Source organism: Aliikangiella litoralis, from assembly GCF_052495765.1.
Genome location: NZ_CP199292.1, coordinates 78,652 through 94,267 on the forward strand (window position 1 = coordinate 78,652; position 15,616 = coordinate 94,267).

The 15,616-nt window shown below is 34.3% G+C and carries 15 protein-coding genes; 2 read left to right on the top strand and 13 right to left on the bottom strand.

Annotated elements, in window-relative coordinates; genetic code table 11:
• Nucleotides 1–12: 12 nt before the first annotated feature.
• From ACT5E3_RS00380 to ACT5E3_RS00430, 11 genes are all read right to left on the bottom strand, one after another.
• The gene (locus ACT5E3_RS00380) at nt 13–417 is read right to left on the bottom strand and encodes a type II secretion system protein (protein ID WP_444996340.1); all 405 of its coding nucleotides are present in this window, start codon (nt 415–417) and stop codon (nt 13–15) included.
• Nucleotides 418–557: 140 nt separating this feature from the next.
• Nucleotides 558–1,082, bottom strand: a complete 525-nt coding sequence (locus tag ACT5E3_RS00385) for a hypothetical protein (RefSeq protein ID WP_444996341.1) — start codon at nt 1,080–1,082, stop codon at nt 558–560.
• A complete protein-coding gene (locus tag ACT5E3_RS00390; RefSeq protein WP_444996342.1) occupies nt 1,075–2,307 on the bottom strand; it encodes a type II secretion system F family protein in 1,233 nt (410 codons plus the stop codon). The genes ACT5E3_RS00385 and ACT5E3_RS00390 overlap by 8 nt, the downstream gene beginning before the upstream one ends.
• Nucleotides 2,308–2,311: 4 nt before the next feature.
• Nucleotides 2,312–4,018, bottom strand: coding sequence for a GspE/PulE family protein (locus tag ACT5E3_RS00395; protein WP_444996343.1), 1,707 nt, complete (start codon nt 4,016–4,018; stop codon nt 2,312–2,314).
• Nucleotides 4,019–4,020: 2 nt separating this feature from the next.
• Nucleotides 4,021–5,106 carry a tetratricopeptide repeat protein gene (locus ACT5E3_RS00400; RefSeq protein ID WP_444996344.1) on the bottom strand — a complete coding sequence of 362 codons (1,086 nt, stop codon included), beginning with the start codon at nt 5,104–5,106 and terminating at the stop codon, nt 4,021–4,023.
• Nucleotides 5,103–5,999 (bottom strand): ExeA family protein, encoded by an 897-nt coding sequence (locus ACT5E3_RS00405; RefSeq protein WP_444996345.1) that lies wholly within the window; start codon nt 5,997–5,999, stop codon nt 5,103–5,105. Before ACT5E3_RS00405 ends, ACT5E3_RS00400 begins: the two co-directional genes overlap by 4 nt.
• An 18-nt stretch (nt 6,000–6,017) precedes the next feature.
• Nucleotides 6,018–7,631, bottom strand: a complete 1,614-nt coding sequence (gene mshL, locus ACT5E3_RS00410) for a pilus (MSHA type) biogenesis protein MshL (protein WP_444996346.1) — start codon at nt 7,629–7,631, stop codon at nt 6,018–6,020.
• A 6-nt stretch (nt 7,632–7,637) separates the two neighbouring features.
• On the bottom strand, nt 7,638–7,952 hold the full coding sequence (locus ACT5E3_RS00415) for a hypothetical protein (protein ID WP_444996347.1): 315 nt from the start codon (nt 7,950–7,952) through the stop codon (nt 7,638–7,640).
• Entirely contained in the window at nt 7,945–8,598 is a 654-nt protein-coding gene (locus ACT5E3_RS00420; protein WP_444996348.1) for a hypothetical protein, read from the bottom strand. The genes ACT5E3_RS00415 and ACT5E3_RS00420 overlap by 8 nt, the downstream gene beginning before the upstream one ends.
• Nucleotides 8,588–9,184, bottom strand: coding sequence for a PilN domain-containing protein (locus tag ACT5E3_RS00425; RefSeq protein ID WP_444996349.1), 597 nt, complete (start codon nt 9,182–9,184; stop codon nt 8,588–8,590). The genes ACT5E3_RS00420 and ACT5E3_RS00425 overlap by 11 nt, the downstream gene beginning before the upstream one ends.
• Nucleotide 9,185: 1 nt before the next feature.
• Nucleotides 9,186–10,103: a hypothetical protein gene (locus ACT5E3_RS00430; protein WP_444996350.1), complete on the bottom strand. Its 918-nt coding sequence runs from the start codon at nt 10,101–10,103 to the stop codon at nt 9,186–9,188.
• A gap of 326 nt (nt 10,104–10,429) precedes the next feature.
• On the opposite strand from ACT5E3_RS00430, the gene ACT5E3_RS00435 reads away from it, so the two are divergent.
• Nucleotides 10,430–10,858, top strand: a complete 429-nt coding sequence (locus ACT5E3_RS00435) for a c-type cytochrome (RefSeq protein ID WP_444996351.1) — start codon at nt 10,430–10,432, stop codon at nt 10,856–10,858.
• A gap of 43 nt (nt 10,859–10,901) precedes the next feature.
• Here ACT5E3_RS00435 and ACT5E3_RS00440 read toward each other — a convergent pair whose 3' ends face one another.
• On the bottom strand, nt 10,902–11,678 hold the full coding sequence (locus ACT5E3_RS00440; RefSeq protein ID WP_444996352.1) for a diguanylate cyclase domain-containing protein: 777 nt from the start codon (nt 11,676–11,678) through the stop codon (nt 10,902–10,904).
• Nucleotides 11,679–11,761: 83 nt separating this feature from the next.
• On the opposite strand from ACT5E3_RS00440, the gene ACT5E3_RS00445 reads away from it, so the two are divergent.
• Nucleotides 11,762–14,554 carry a class I adenylate cyclase gene (locus ACT5E3_RS00445; RefSeq protein ID WP_444996353.1) on the top strand — a complete coding sequence of 931 codons (2,793 nt, stop codon included), beginning with the start codon at nt 11,762–11,764 and terminating at the stop codon, nt 14,552–14,554.
• 116 nt (nt 14,555–14,670) lie between these two features.
• On the opposite strand, the gene ACT5E3_RS00450 is transcribed toward ACT5E3_RS00445, so the two are convergent.
• Nucleotides 14,671–15,414, bottom strand: a complete 744-nt coding sequence (locus ACT5E3_RS00450) for a DUF4197 domain-containing protein (protein ID WP_444996354.1) — start codon at nt 15,412–15,414, stop codon at nt 14,671–14,673.
• Nucleotides 15,415–15,616 lie beyond the last annotated feature (202 nt).

The window sequence follows — 15,616 nt, forward strand, 5'->3', positions numbered from 1 at the left end:
TATCGAAGCTACTTAACAGCCGCCATCATCTACCGTAATAACTGGAGCGGTAGTTGCGGTTGCAGGCTCATAAGTTATTATGCAAGTGGCCCTTGTATCGTAAGTATAGGTGGCGTTTCCTGCAGATACAGCAAAATTTATGGATGGTGCGCCAGTGATATCAACAATCGCATTAATACCAGTTGCGGTTGCTGCAGGGTAACCAAAAACTGTATCTACAGTTCCAGTTGGAATAGAGACTGAATCAGTAGCTTGAGATTCAGTGCCATTAATTAAAGATTTAGAATAAACTAATGTTGCTGCTGAGCGAATAGAACCTTCTACACCTCTAATGACAGAAGCTCTTGCATCTGTTTGCAAATCCACAAATTTAGGCACTGCTATGGCAGCCATGATGCCTAAAATAACAATGACCACAATTAATTCTATTAGGGTAAAACCCTGCGTGTTCGTATTGAGTTTTTTCACATTAAAATCCCCGTTTTGAATGCCTTATTTTGGCTAATGAAACATAACTAATTAAAGTGTAGTAAAAAAAACAAGTTTTTCCATAAAAATTAGTCTGTTACCCTGACTATTGTGACTTTTCCCATATTGGCATGATATTGAATAGTAAGGTCGCTTAAATCGGTCGTTTGAATAACGCAAATATCTTCTGTAGATAGTTTAACCCAGTAGCCTTTGGCTGGTTTTGAGATAGAAAGTTCGGGCCGTAAAGGGCCTAAAACGCTGTCCCAAATATACTTACAGTCGAGTGCACTATTAGGCATTTGTCGTTTTTCATGAATGATTTTTTTTGATATTGGATAGCCTTTATTATTGAAAATAAGATTATTTTTAATCATTTTCTGAATGGGCTTATTCGAAGCTTGCTGATCGCTGGCGAGATGTTGATAATTGGCTAAACGAATACCGTTAGCAAAAGCGGAATAGTTTAGCTCAAATGCTTGTCGATGAAAGTTATTCACTGAACTTGGTTTCTTAAAAGTTAAAAAATAGATTGCTGCCAGAGATATCCCTGTGATTAATCCAAAATAAAAATAACTACTTTTTGAATTGGTGGATAAAAGTACACTAGCCATTTCTTGCCTGGGAGGTTAATTCCCACATCGGTAGATAAACCGCGAGCATTAGTATTAATACTATCGCACCAATAAAAACGATCAGAATAGGTTCGATATTGTCTGATAATTTTTTTAAGTCATAATCAACTTGTTCTTCATAAAATAGTGCGACTTGTCCAAGCATTTCATCAAGTTGTCCTGTCTCTTCACCAACGGCTATCATTTGCAGAACGAGTGGTGAAAATAACTGGGTTCTAGTGGCAACTTGTAAAATAGATTCACCTTTTTCAACACCTGTTCTCATGGAGCGAACATGTTCTGCAACCCAGTCGTTATCAACGACTTCTGCAACGATATTCAATGCATTAATCAATGGAACGCCGGAACTAATCATCATACCAAAGGTTCGTGAGAAGCGGGCTAATAGCGAACGATAAATAATATCACCAATAATTGGGAATTTAAGCCGTTTTTGGTCCCACCAATATTTTCCTTTTGGGGTACGAATATAACGCATAAAAAGAAAAACAGCAGCAGATGTACCGATTAATAAGTAAGGCCAATAATTAAGAAAAAAATCACTAGTTGCCATTAATATTCTTGTTGGCAGTGGTAGCTCTCCTGCATCAAACGCTTCAAACAGTTTGGTAAACTGTGGCATTACAAAAATATTAATAATAACGATTGCGGCTGTAATCGCTAACGAAACAAACATAGGGTATCGAGTTGCGCTTTTAATTCTATTTTTAGTTTTTTGTTCTAGCTCTAGGTATTCGGCTATCTGTTTAAAGGCTTCTTCAAGCCTACCGGAATTTTCACCCACATGGATTAAGCTAATATAAATCGAAGAAAAAATATGCTTGTGACGAGCAAAGGCAGAGGCTAAGTTATTACCTGAATTCAGATCAGAATTGATAGCTTCCAGGGCTTCTCTTAAAACTGGTGAGTTGGTAGTTTCTAATAATCCCGCCATTGCTCGGGTTAATGGGATCCCGGCTTTAGTTAAACTATGCATTTGACGGCTAAACATCACTAAATCTTGCAGTTTAACTTTTTTGGATTGAAGTAGTTTTCCAATATCTAAATCAAAAATATTTTGTTGCTCAGCAACTTCTTTTATTAATACCGGGGCATTACCCCGTGCAAGAAGTCTGTCGGCAACAATTTCTTTATTGACTGCCTCCATCGTACCGGAGATAGATTCTCCTGTGGAAGTATTAGCGCGATACTCAAAATTTGGCAAAGTTTTACTCCACTTCCTCAATTGATTCGCAGACTCTTAACACTTCTTCAACGCTAGTGATCCCTTCTAAAGCTAGGTTAATTGCAGACTCACTTAAAGGAGTAAAAAATTCTGACTGTTTAGAAAGTCGGCTAAAAGCCGAGTAATCTTTCTTTCTAATAGCTTCTAACATACCTTGGTTAGGGAGTAATATTTCAAAAATAGCAGCTCGTCCACGATAACCAGTATTATGGCATTGAATACAGCCTTTACCGTATTTCCAGTTTGTATTTTCTGTTACAAGCTCACTTTCTTTTTGTAACCAAAGAGATTCGTTTTCGTCGGCATGATAGTCTTCTTTACAAAATGCACAAATACGTCTTACTAATCTTTGGGCTATAACGCCACGTAAACCAGAAGCTAAAAGATAAGGTTCTGCGCCCATATCGGCAAGTCGAATAGCAGCTGAAATAGTATCATTGGTATGGAGTGTTGATAGAACGAGATGCCCTGTAACGGCGGCTCTCAAACCAATTTCTGCGGTTTCCTGATCACGCATCTCGCCAACTAGCAGCACATCCGGATCCTGACGTAAAACAGTTCGTAATACTTTAGCAAAAGTCAGCCCAATTTTATTATTCACCTGAACTTGATTAACGCGAGATAACTTGTACTCTACAGGATCTTCAATAGTTATAATCTTTTTTTCCGGTGAGTTTAGTTCAGACAAGGCTGAGTAAAGTGTCGTTGTTTTACCACTCCCCGTTGGACCTGTTACTAAAATTAAGCCGTGAGGATAGGCTAGTAGTTTTCTGATTTCACGAAGAATTTTAGGTTCTATACCTGTTTGTTCTAGTTTAAGTAGGCCTGAACTTTGATCGAGCAAACGCATTACAACTGATTCGCCATGTTGAATTGGCATAGTAGAAAGTCTGATATCAACTTCATGACCTCTGGCTCTAATTCGAAAACGGCCATCTTGCGGAATTCGTTTTTCTGAAATATCTAGGCCACACATGAGTTTTAACCGTAGAACTAGTGCAGGTACTATTCGAGTTTCTTTAATAATTTGTTCTTGTAGTTGTCCATCAACTCGCATTCTTACTCTTAACACGGATGAGTCTGGTTCAATATGAATGTCTGAAGCTTTCATTTGCATTGCCTGATCAAACAGGCTTTGCAGTAATTTAGCAACAGGCGCTTCTTCATTAGAAACATTTTCATTAAGACCGGGCAAGTCAAAGCTATCTTCGCTTAACTCATCTTCTAACTCTTCTGCCAGTGTAGAAATTTCATTATCGGTTCGATAAAGGTTATCAATATTCGCTAGTATTTCTGATTCAATGGCAACACAAAGTTTAATTGGCTTGTCGAGTTTTTCTTGAAGTTGATCAAACTTATCTAAGTCAGTCGGATCCGCCATTACCACTAAATAATCAGCTTCTTTTTCATCAATGACTAAAGCCCGAAAGCGACGAGCATTCATCTCAGAGAGTCTTTTAACAGCATCAGTATTAATTTTAAATCTGACTAAATCAATAAACTCTATCTGAAGCTGCTCTGCTAACAATATTAAGAGTTGTTTTTCATCAACATACCCCAGGCTAACCAATAACTTACCGAGCCGCCTACGGTTAGATTTTTGTTCTTTTAATGCATCATCTAATTGCTTTTCAGTGATGACATTTTTTTCTACGAGTAAGTCGCCCAGTCGGACTTTCTTTAATAACATGTTTAACCTTGATAACTAGTAATCTTATTTTCAGCGAATTGTTGTTGTTTAGTTGATAGCCGTTGATCTGCTAATGCACTTTGAAAGCTTCTTCTAGCTTTGTTTATTTGACCGATTGCATCAAAAGAGATCCCAATAGCTAAGTAAATATCTCCTCTCGTTGGGTTAGATTCTAAGATAGTGGCATAATCTGCTATGGCTAAATTATGTTTGTTGAGCTTTTGCCGAGTTAATGCTCGTATTTGTATTAAATTAATATTTTTATTAATTGGGTTATCTTTAACCAGTAAATACTTTTCAGCTAACTCAAACTGTTGTCTATCAAAAAAATAACGAGCAGCTAAAAGTCGATAGTTGACGTAATTGGGATATAATTTGATCGCTATTTTAAAAAGTTCTGGCACATTGCATTGAATATTATTCCAGCAAACCTTTATCAAGTATTGTCTAGCTGTATGAAAATCAGGATTATCTTTAAGTAACAAATCAATAGCCTGCTGTGTTGCTAGAATATTATCAGAACTATGATTTTTTCTAATTTGTTTTAAACGCTTTTTGAGTAGAGTTTCTTGTGATTCTTTTTTTATATTGGAGGAGGTAAGTCGGTTTTTGCCGATGACATTATTGGTTTTAAGTTTATTATTCTGTACTGGTTGAGAATTGGCTAAAACTTCAGTCTTCTTTGTGCTTTTAGCCAGTGGTTTATTTTTAGGTACTACTAAGTCAGGTGATTTTTTAACTTGGGCTACTTTAATCGGCTTTGAGGGTTTTGCGTAAATTTCTTTTGGCTCAGAGGTTAGTTCTGCTGTATTTATTGTTAGCGCTACCTCTTTACCTAAAGTTTTATTCGCTTGAATTATTTTTTGAGAAGTAATATTTAATTTGTTTTTTTCTTGTACTTGTAGTGAGGGGTCTGGTTTATAAAACACATAAAACAAGTAACAAGTAGTTATTAAAATAGTTGAAATAATAGTGCCGATAAAAAAATTAGATTTTTTTTCTTCAATAGCAATTGTATTGAATTGAAGAGGTTGATTTTGTTTAGTGTTTTTTTCTAAATCTTTTAATACTTGATTAATTAAACTCACGTTAACCCCCAGTAGGCCATTGCAGAACCGCTGACAAATAAAGTAAACAAAGTGAGTATAGAAGTAATATTATTTTGTATTTTTGTATTAATTGATTCTGTATCTTTAGCCGCTCTCATCAAATTTAATGCTGTAATTGCTTGATTGTTTTGTCCAAAGCCTAATAAAAGCGCTTTATGACATAAAATATTAATCAGTCTTGGTATACCTCGTGAATATTTAAAAACCAATTGATTAGCTAACCAGGTATAATGTGTTTTTTGATTGCTTACAGCTTTTAGCCGAGAATTAACATATTGATGAGTCTGTTGGCGTGTTAATGATTTTAACTGGTAGCTAAAGACGATTCGTTGCTGAATTTGTCTGAGTTCAGGAAATTTCAGTGTTTTATCGAGCTCTGGTTGACCAAATAAAACGATTTGCAAGAGTTTATGTTGTTCTGTTTCTAAGTTTGTAAATAATCTTAATGTTTCTAACCCTTCTTTATCAAGCTGTTGGGCTTCATCAATAACTAATATAACTGAACCATATTTTTTATTAAGGTTTAATAAACGTGTTTGAATTCTTTGAGTGAGTTGATCTTCTCGGCAGGTATCTGTCATTCTAATACCAAGTTCACGTGCAACTGCAAATTTCAATTCTCTCGCTGAGAGTTTTGGATAAGGTATGTAGGCAACTTTTCTATTTTTTAAAAGCTGATTAATCAATAGGCGACAAAGCATCGTTTTACCAGTACCAACTTCACCTACGACTTTAATTAATGCTTCGCCGCTATTGAGTGCAAAATTTAAAACATTAATTGCTTCACTATGCGTTGCTAAAGGACAAAATAGCTCAGTATCCGGTGTTAAACCGAATGGTAGTTTTTTCATGGCAAAGCGATATAAATACATTTTTATTAACTTGGCTATTTACCTTTCAAAGCGCTTTTTAATTCGGTTAATTTCTTTTTGATTGAAACGTTTATCCACTAAGTTAGCTTTTAATAAAATCACTAATTCACTTTTTACAATCGACTCTCTGGTTTGTTTAAATAGTTCTCCTAATACAGGGATATCACCGAGTAGTGGCGTTGAGTTAACATCTGTTTGTACTCTGTTTTGCATTAGCCCACCAATAACAATCACTTGTTGATCGCTGGTTCTAACTATACTGTCTGACTCTCTGATATTGGTCAGTGCTAAAGGTAATGTGAATTGATCTTGTCCTAAAGTTAAAGTTTTTTTCTGATCATCAACTTCACTGACCACAGGGTGAATATGTAGAACAATTTCACCTGCTTTGTTAATTTGTGGTGTTACATCAAGTGAAATGCCAGAAAAGAATGGTGTTAAAGTAACATCTGGAGTAGTTGCAGTACTTGTACCTGTCACTGTTGTTGTTGAAACATCGGTAACAAAAAATTCATCACTACCAACTTTTATAATGGCCTTTTGATTATTTACCGTAGAAACTCTCGGAGAAGAAAGAATTTGTACATCACCTTGAGTTTTTAGTAAATCTATCGCAGCTTGAAAAGAGGTTGCTTGATAAAGAAAAGAAAACATTCCATTTAACGGAAAGTCACTAGCCTGAGTTTTGAGTAACTGGCCACTTTGTGAATATTTTAAATTAGCACCATCGTTAACGGTATTCATGCGACTCCAATCAATACCTGATTGAAAACCATCGGCTAGATTAACTTCGATTATTTTTGCTTCTAAAATCACTTGTCGATCAAGGCTTTCTTGAGTAATTCCTAAGTACTCTTTAATTAAACGTTGTGTTTTGGGTAATGCTCTTACAACAACAATACCGGCATGTGGACTGACTACAACATTGGCTTTTTCTTCATTTTTTATTATTAAGTTTAAACTTTGTTGTAATTCATGCCAAAAGTTAGCGTTACTTTCTGTTTTTATTTCACTGGAATTGAGCAAAGTTACACTGCTGCCTGAATCAGATTGATTATTTGATTGACCACCTGACTGGTTATTATTATTTTTGCCACTTGAAACGGTTTGACCTGCAATGCTAGTTCTTGAAGTGCCTTGACGTGATAAATTCAAGTAGTCAACAGGGTAAACTACTGTCATTGTTTCTGCCGAGGAGACAAAAAACAGGTTGTTCTTTTGTTCAATCATTAATGGATATATTTTTTCTAGTGCATGTAAAACTTCTGAAACGGTTACATTATTTAACTGAAGTGATATTTTTTCATTAACATCAGGACTTACAACCATGTTGTAATGGGTTGAGTCAACCAAACCAAGTAAAAAGCTCCTGGCGTCTATATTTTTTACAGAAACATCAAATCGGTCTTCTTCTAATTCAGGTTCAGAAATTGTTTCAGGTAATAAACTATTTAATATTTCTTGATTAGATATTTCTGAATAGTTGATTTGCTTTTGCTGTTCTTCAATTTCTTTTATTGCTTCAGCTGCAATTGAGGGTTTTTGCTCAGGGGCTGGTTGAAATGTTTCGCACCCTGATAGAAGTCCTGTGGTAAGCAGAAAAGAACTAATTGTAATTTTATATTTTATCATAATAACTTACTTTTTAATTTTATGAAATAACTTCAGCTGATGACTTCCTTTTGATGAGCGAAGAATAACTTTGTTAGTCGTTATTTTGACTATTTTACTACCTTTATAACTTTCACCAATTTTGTACTTTTTATCTTCAATAATAGCGAAGTATTGGTTTTTTTTATAAAAGATAGCTGTTAGAGGTTGTTTAACAATGGTGTTGTTATTAACTTTTTTTGTTTTTACTGTCGACATATTTAAAGGACGAGTAGGATCCTTTAACGCTAAATTAGGTAAAGAGAAAAGCAGTAATATTATTGTTAATGTTATTTTATCCACCAATCCATTTCCTGCTTAAGTTTAACGTTGATAAAACTAAGGTTACTTTTGATTTTGGGTAGTTATCAACAGTGTAGTTTAAACTTTCAAAAGTGACTTTCTGTTCCATATTTTCAAGTTTATGTAAGAATTTTTGTGTTTCTGAATACTCTCCAGTGAATGTTAACTCTATTGGGTGCTGATACATTTGAATTTTATTTTGTTGATCGTTTTCTGTTTCAAATAAAGGTATAGGTGTTTGTTTAATTATGGAAACAAGCGTTAGCCTTTTAGAATTAGTAATAATGCTTTTTAATAGTTGAGGCATCAATTCTGGTTTAACTAGACTAATTGCTCTATTTTCTAGCTCTTTTTGTGCGGATAAAATTTGTTTTTCTAATAGAACTAACTGCTTACGTTTGGGATCATTTTTTTGATTATAAATACCTGCATTAATTTCATTTTGACTTTGAATTAATTCTGCTATTTGTTGATCAATGGTATTATTGCTTGCCGATAGTTGATTAATTGCTTTTGCGTTGCTGCTGTACCAAAACAAATCAAATAGCAAAAATAGAAGCATTGCACAGCCAAATGTTATTAGTAATCTAATTCTAATCGGTAAGTCATCAAATTTGGTGGCTATATCTTTTAGTTTATTCTTCATGACTTAGCCTACCATTCATCAACGAGAAGTTAATCAAGCTACCATTATTGTGATCTCTTTCTACTTTAAGTTCATCGAAATGGCGTTTTAATGTGGCTGCCTCTTTTAACTGATCAATATAAATAGGAATAGCAGTAGATTCAGTTGAGCTTCCTTGTAAACTTAAACTTTGCTGATTTATTTTTATCTCGGTTAACCAAATTGAGTTTGCCGGTTGTTCTGAAAGTTGTTGCAATATTAAGCTGTAGTTTGTATGCTTTTGTTGTTTTGGATTGCCTACTTGTGAAAGAATTTTTCGATAACTATTTAAGCTATTTTGCTTACTCGCTAATAAATCATCAATAGAATCGACTTTGCGTCTATTGGCTAATTCCTTTTGCATACTAATAATTTTTTCTTGTAAGGTGGCTAATTCTTGTTTTTTTGTTTGATTTATTTGTTTTAACTTAGTTAATTGTGTTGATTGAATAATGCCTGAAGCAATAAATAAAATTAATAAAATAATGAATAATAGCGTTGCAAATCGAGTATCAAAACTCAGTGGTTTTGGACGGTATTCTTCTAAATAAAAATTGACTGATTGCATATTATGATCCCTGCCTCATTGCTGCACCTGTTTCTACTAAACTTGGAATAGGTTGGCTTGGATCACTTTGTTCGACCTGTGGGGTTACCAGGGTCACTTCGACTTCTGTAATCTGTTTTAATATATCGGCTAGATAGCTATCTTCTTCCGATGTTTTTTGAAGTAAAATATTGTCGACAGGTTTTCTAAATATTTGGCTAACGACATAGTCAAGAGTTCTTTGAGTTTCTAATAAAAAGCTTTCTTCTAGCGCTTCTTTGTCTTGTTCGAGGCTAAATTCTTGTGAGTGGGTATTGGGTAAATAACGCCCTTTTTTATGCCTGACAAAAGATAATTCATTACCATTATAGAAGTTAAAGACTAAACCATTGTTATCTTCTCCAATAAAGCCGACAATTTTGTTTTCATCTAAATAAGACAATAATGAGTGACCTACAGATAGCTCCTCTATATCAATTGTTTCCATTTCGAGATTAGCACTGGCTGTAATTTTTATGAGAGATTCTATAAAATTTTTCTCCACGACTACTGCAACAATTTGATTCGTTTGATTTTCTGATTGTTTAGGTTGGTAGTGACTCACTAAAACATCACTGAGTGATGATTCGATGAGATCTTTGATTTGCCACTTGATTGCCTCATCCATTTCTTTGGGCTGTACTTTTGGTGGATCAATTTGAAAAGTTTGATAATAGTCTCGGCTAAGCACCCAGCGACATAAAATATTTTTAACAGGAGTTTTTTTGCACCATTGCTCAATATTTTCTTTCAGCTCGTCAGTGTTATTGAATTCAAATTCTGCAAATGCTAATTGTATAAGTCCTGAGTTTGTTTTTTTTAGATGCTGAATACGGCATTTTTGCCCTGTAATGGCAATAATGACATGCTCTGCTGTATTCTTACGTGATATAAATTTCACAATATAATAAATATTCCAATAAAATCAATCAGTTAAACTGATTTTATGGTAAAATAAGCAACTAAACTCAATGGATGACCGTTATTGGTTGCGACTGAATAATATCACCTTCAATTCATCAGCCCTTTTACCCCTCAAACACTTACTTTAAAGTGTAGTAAATAATTAGAAAAAAGTAGTAAATATTTGAATTAATAGTCTTTTAAGGAATTTAGATGAGGAGCTTTTTCCATTGGGCTAAGTCAGTTATAATCAGTCCTTAATTTTCTAGTGGCCGTTTTTGAAGAGAGATTAATGGTCTGATTTTCCATTTGGGGAGTAAGATAGTGTTTAAATTGCGAGTTATATTGGTTGCATTTTTAGTGACTTTTATTGGAGCTGTTTCAGCCAATCATAAAAGTGATCATTCTGTTAAAGAACGTACAAAGCCTACAGGTAGTGTCTATAAAGCTGGAGATGATGTACCTGTTGCCAAGCCGGCTGTGGTTGAAACAACTGGAGCACGTGATGGGGCAACTATCTATTCTCAAAAATGTGCTATGTGCCATGATGCTGGGATTGCCGGTGCGCCAAAAGTTGGAGAAGCTTCTGCTTGGACCGATAGAGTTTCAAAGGGTGAGGAAGCATTATTCTCTAGCGCAATTAATGGGTTTACTGGAAGCCAAGGTGTTATGCCCGCTAAAGGCGGATGTGGTGACTGTAGTGACGAAGAAGTGACTGATGCCGTTAAGCATATGCTTGAATTGCTGAAGTAACACTATGATTTTATAGAATATAAAAGCCGAGTTCGTTCGGCTTTTATTTTTGATCAAGTAATTTCTCTAGGTTTTTAACGAGCTTTTGGCGAGCTTTTTTCAGAAGTTTCTGACTATCGTCATGTTTTTGCCAGCAGGCTCTTCCGTAAACTACCTTATATTTAATATCTTTACTAATAAACTCCATTTGTCGTTTTAGTGCAATGCTTATCTTCTCTTGTAAAGATTTGAGCGAATCTTCAGGCGTTTCTGGCAACACCAGTAAGTAAGAACCTTGATCGGTATGACCTATCATATCAGCCCAACGCAGTTGATCTGCCAGCGTATCTTTGACTGTTTGTAGCAAAGTATTTTCACTGACTGATTCTGGCAGGTGATAAAAAACTAAGTGTAGTTTGAGAATTGAGAGTGGGTTGTCATAACGACGGCTTCGGCTAACTTCATAGTCTAAAAACTCCACCCAGTTAGCTCTTTTAGGCAGTTTTTTAGTTGTTAATCTAGCAGCTGTCATACCTAGCTTGTCTTCTTTTTGACGTTCTTTTGTAAAGTAGTGGGCTTTTGCGCCTACTGGTTGTGTTAGGTCTTCGTGCCAATATTGAAATTTTGTATCACCATTATTATTAAATAATTGAACAAGTTGGGCATCTTTATCAACAGCTTCCATTGGTAGAGCAGGATATAACTGGCCAACAACTTGGGCTTCTTCTAATGAGGTGTCGGACAAAAAGCGCTTATTGCACCAAATGATTCTTTGATGAATATCGCATATTACGATACCTAAAGGTGATTTATCGAATAACTCTGTTTGATCGAATGACATAAAAAACTCAAATAATATTTATTTTGATACTCAAATTGCTTCTACAATATTATAGTCGTAGTCAGTAAAAAAAGCGTTATATTGTGACTCCTAAGGAAATAGATCCTAAACAGCTAAAATCACTACAAAAAAGCTTCACTATTTTAAGTGAAAAGCGATTGTTGCGTATGCTAGATAACTTTAACATGGCACAATCTGATTGTATTAAGTTATTACCACTCTTGTTTCATGTTAACCACCCAATGCTACCAGGGTATGTCGATAAATCAACTCCTTGTGGTATACCTAATTATTTTCCGTCCAATTTAGAAAAAAAAATAGTCAAAACAATTAGTCGAACTTTCGAGTTTAAGTCGCGTGCTTATCTTAAATTTGAAATAGCTGGCTTATATTTAATGGGCAGTACTGGAACATTAGGTCAGTCGGTTCATAGCGATCTTGATCTCTGGGTGTGCTTATCTGAATCGTTAGCTAAAGAAGCGTTTCACAAATTGTCAAAAAAAGCAAAGCTAATCAGTCAATGGATGGAAACCAAAGGCATCGAACTTAACTGCTATTTAGTTTTTCAAGATCAATTTCAAGATAATAGTAAGAAACAACTTGGTAAAGATAGTTGTGGAAACACTCAAAATTACCTGTTGCTAGATGAGTTTTATCGTACAGCTGTTTGGTTATGTGGACGTCAACCATTATGGTGGCTTATACCCCCAGGTGAAGAATATGACGATTATGCTTATCACTTAATTAATGAAAAAAGGTTAGAATCTGGTGATTGGATTGATTTTGGTGGTATTACCGAGATACCTGCCGCAGAATATTTTAGCGCCGCTTTGTGGCAATTATATAAATCAATAGAGTCACCTTATAAATCATCAGTAAAATTATTAATTTTAGAAATTTATGCGCGTTATTTTCCACAAACGGGGCTACTTTCAACTCAATATAAAGAACTAATTTATAAAGGGATAACAGATATTAACCAGCTTGATCCTTATTTTTTAGTGTTAGGGTATGCAGAAGATTTTTTGCAAAAGCAACCTCAACGCTTAGAGTTTTTAAGACGAGCTTTTTATTTAAAAACAGGAGTTAAGATTCATCTATCAAAAGATAACTCACGTAATTGGCGCTATCAACAGATTAAAAAATTAGTAGAAAGGTGGGGCTGGAAACAAAGTCGATTAGATTATTTAAATAATAGAATTAACTGGAAAATTAATTTTGTACTAAAAGAAAGAAGTGAGTTAGTTCGACAGCTTACACATTCGTATCACTTTATTTCAAACTTTGCCCGAGTACAAGGTGTATTAGATCAAGTCAGTCAGATTGAATTAGTTTCTCTAGGACGCATGTTATATGCTGCTTTTGAACGCCGTATTGGTAAAATTGATTGTGTTAATACTAAGATTGTAAAAAATTTAGTTGAGCCCTCTGTGACTATCGCTCAAAAAAATCAGGAGTGGAAACTATATCTTGGTGCTGTCAGTGCAGAAAAAATAATTATACATCACGCTGTTTATACTTCTGAGTCATTTTTTTCTATTTTAGCATGGTGTGTCTGTAATCAAGTAATTGATCGCCATTGTAACTTTCAGATCTATAGTAATGACTATTTCTTTAGTCGTTCTGTAGCCAGTGATCTTACCAAAGATTTACTTTCTCTAATTGGTAAAAAAAGTGTATCTTTCGAAGAGAAAGAGTTTGATAAGCCCGCTCACACGACTCAAATGGGAATTTACATTAACACTTCACAAGATCCACTAAAACTAGAAAAAGAGTCTGGCATATATAGTATTGGTGAAAAAGAAGATTGTTTTAATTGGGGACAAAATAAAATTAATTTATTACCCCAGTTTGATATTTTTTGGGTTAATAGTTGGGGAGAGTATGGTTGTAAAAGTTTTAGTGGTGAGTTTGCTTGGATAGCATTGTTTGTAGAATATCGCCATATTTTAATTGAGAACGATGATTGTGTCGCTTTTTTTAGTCGAAAAATACCAGACCTCATCGAATATAAAAAAAGAATACTTCAGTTGTTTAGACAGTGGAATAAATTAATGATAGATAGTTTACGTAAAAATAAATCAACACGCTATTTAATGTCGGTTGGTGATGGTTTTTTACGTATTGATTTTTATGGTAAGCAAGTGAGTTATAAATATTTTCATCAACCTGTTCATTTGTTACATAGTTTAAGTGAAAATTTTGCCAATGAAGTGAGGTTTCAACTAGATGCTAATTTAGATTTGCCCTCTACAATGAAAAAAGTCTTCAATAAGACGACACTTGCAGGGTATCAAATATATCTTTTAACAACAGCTAAAAAAACAGTTATTGCTCTTATCACCGATGGTTCTGGCTATGTTTATTATCAAGAACATCAAAGCATAGTATTAGAACAGTTAATTAATCATTATCAACAGTTTTTTGACTCTATTACTTGTCGTTTAAATTCACTGCATGTAACCAATGAGAAATCTTTATCGGGCAGACAGTTTTGGCATGCTGAAATTTCTTCTGCTAATAAAGCCGCTCGTTTTAAAAAAGTTAAGCCAACAGAAGGCAATATTTTTTTCAACTATTCTCCAATACAGGCTTCTGCTATATCTAGTGGTAAAGAGGTTATTAATTTTGACTTCTATATTGAACATGTAGAGTATCAATTTCGAGATTATGGTGAACTAGTTTACCGAAAGTTGGTTAAACATATTTTGGCTGAAAGAAAAGACAATCAAAACTATCCTATTTTTATTACCGATTTGGATTTATCTGCCATTTCTAGAGAGGCTACTTTTATGGAGTATTTAGAGTTTAAAAGACAAGCCGAATATAAAATTAATTCAGTATACCAAGGGTTTAAAAGTATTCATAAAAAATAACTTTTTAATTTTTGTTAGGGATACAATATGATATTAATTAATATATAGCTAAATCAGAAGTTAATGGAAAAAATAGTGCAATTATTTAGCTATAAATATTTGCACTGTACCAATCACTATTGAAATACCCGACGCAATAACTCTGTAATGCGCGCACTGGGATTTTGACGAATTTTAGCCTCTTCAATAGCGACTAGTGAAAATAGGCCGTCGAGTGTTTTTTGCATAATATAGTTTTCAATATTAAGGTTAGGCTTGTTAGTGAGTGGAAGAGAGTCATATACTTTTAACAATTTTTGGTAATCATTATAAAAGCCTACCGTATTCATCGAGCGAGTTATTATTGGCTGAAACTTTTGAGAAAGCTGTCGTTCTGTATTTTGTCTAAAGTACTCAGTAGCTGCATTCTGTTTGCCATTTAGAATCTTCCAGCCATCCTGGAGAGACATGCGCGAAATACTGTCAATAAAAACCGTCTTTGCTTGTGATGATGCTTGTTCAGCAGAACGATTGATTTGTAACTCCAATTGCTCTGCATATTGACCGAAACCAAATTTATTCAACGTCGCAGCAATATTTTGTAGCTGTTCTGGTAATGGAATATGGATTAATGGGTTATCACTGAAACCGCCTTTTTGGCTAGTTTGAGTAACGGTGTTAATAGTACTCACTTCTAGTGCCTGCTTGAGACCAGCGATGACGGTTTTTTCATCTAATGGCTTTTGTATTTGTTCAAGTGAATCTGTAACTTGCTTTAGATCGATAGTTTTGCAGCCTAGCATCAATGTGCAAGTAGTCAGTAAAAAACAAAACCTAAAGTTCATCATTAATTTTGAGATATAATAGTTTGTTGTGAGCATTAAAGGACTCTCTTGATTATAGAATGACTAAAATATTTATTATGATTTATACACGAGCAGAGTTTAGAACGATTGCTGCTGAATAGAAAGTGAGTATTGTTCTTAGTACGATTTTAAAAAGGTTAAAAATCTATTTTTGAGTAGTCGTACACTATTAAAGTACTAAACAATGTTCTTATTGTCTTTATTGATAGATATGAAA

Excerpts from the sequence above, each read along its gene's own strand:
- ACT5E3_RS00385 (WP_444996341.1), bottom strand. The coding sequence starts at position 1,082 with ATGGCTAGTGTACTTTTATCCACCAATTCAAAAAGTAGTTATTTTTAT.
- ACT5E3_RS00395 (WP_444996343.1), bottom strand. The coding sequence starts at position 4,018 with ATGTTATTAAAGAAAGTCCGACTGGGCGACTTACTCGTAGAAAAAAAT.
- ACT5E3_RS00405 (WP_444996345.1), bottom strand. The coding sequence starts at position 5,999 with ATGTATTTATATCGCTTTGCCATGAAAAAACTACCATTCGGTTTAACA.
- mshL (WP_444996346.1), bottom strand. The coding sequence starts at position 7,631 with ATGATAAAATATAAAATTACAATTAGTTCTTTTCTGCTTACCACAGGA.
- ACT5E3_RS00420 (WP_444996348.1), bottom strand. The coding sequence starts at position 8,598 with ATGAAGAATAAACTAAAAGATATAGCCACCAAATTTGATGACTTACCG.
- ACT5E3_RS00425 (WP_444996349.1), bottom strand. The coding sequence starts at position 9,184 with ATGCAATCAGTCAATTTTTATTTAGAAGAATACCGTCCAAAACCACTG.
- ACT5E3_RS00440 (WP_444996352.1), bottom strand. The coding sequence starts at position 11,678 with ATGTCATTCGATCAAACAGAGTTATTCGATAAATCACCTTTAGGTATC.
- ACT5E3_RS00450 (WP_444996354.1), bottom strand. The coding sequence starts at position 15,414 with ATGCTCACAACAAACTATTATATCTCAAAATTAATGATGAACTTTAGG.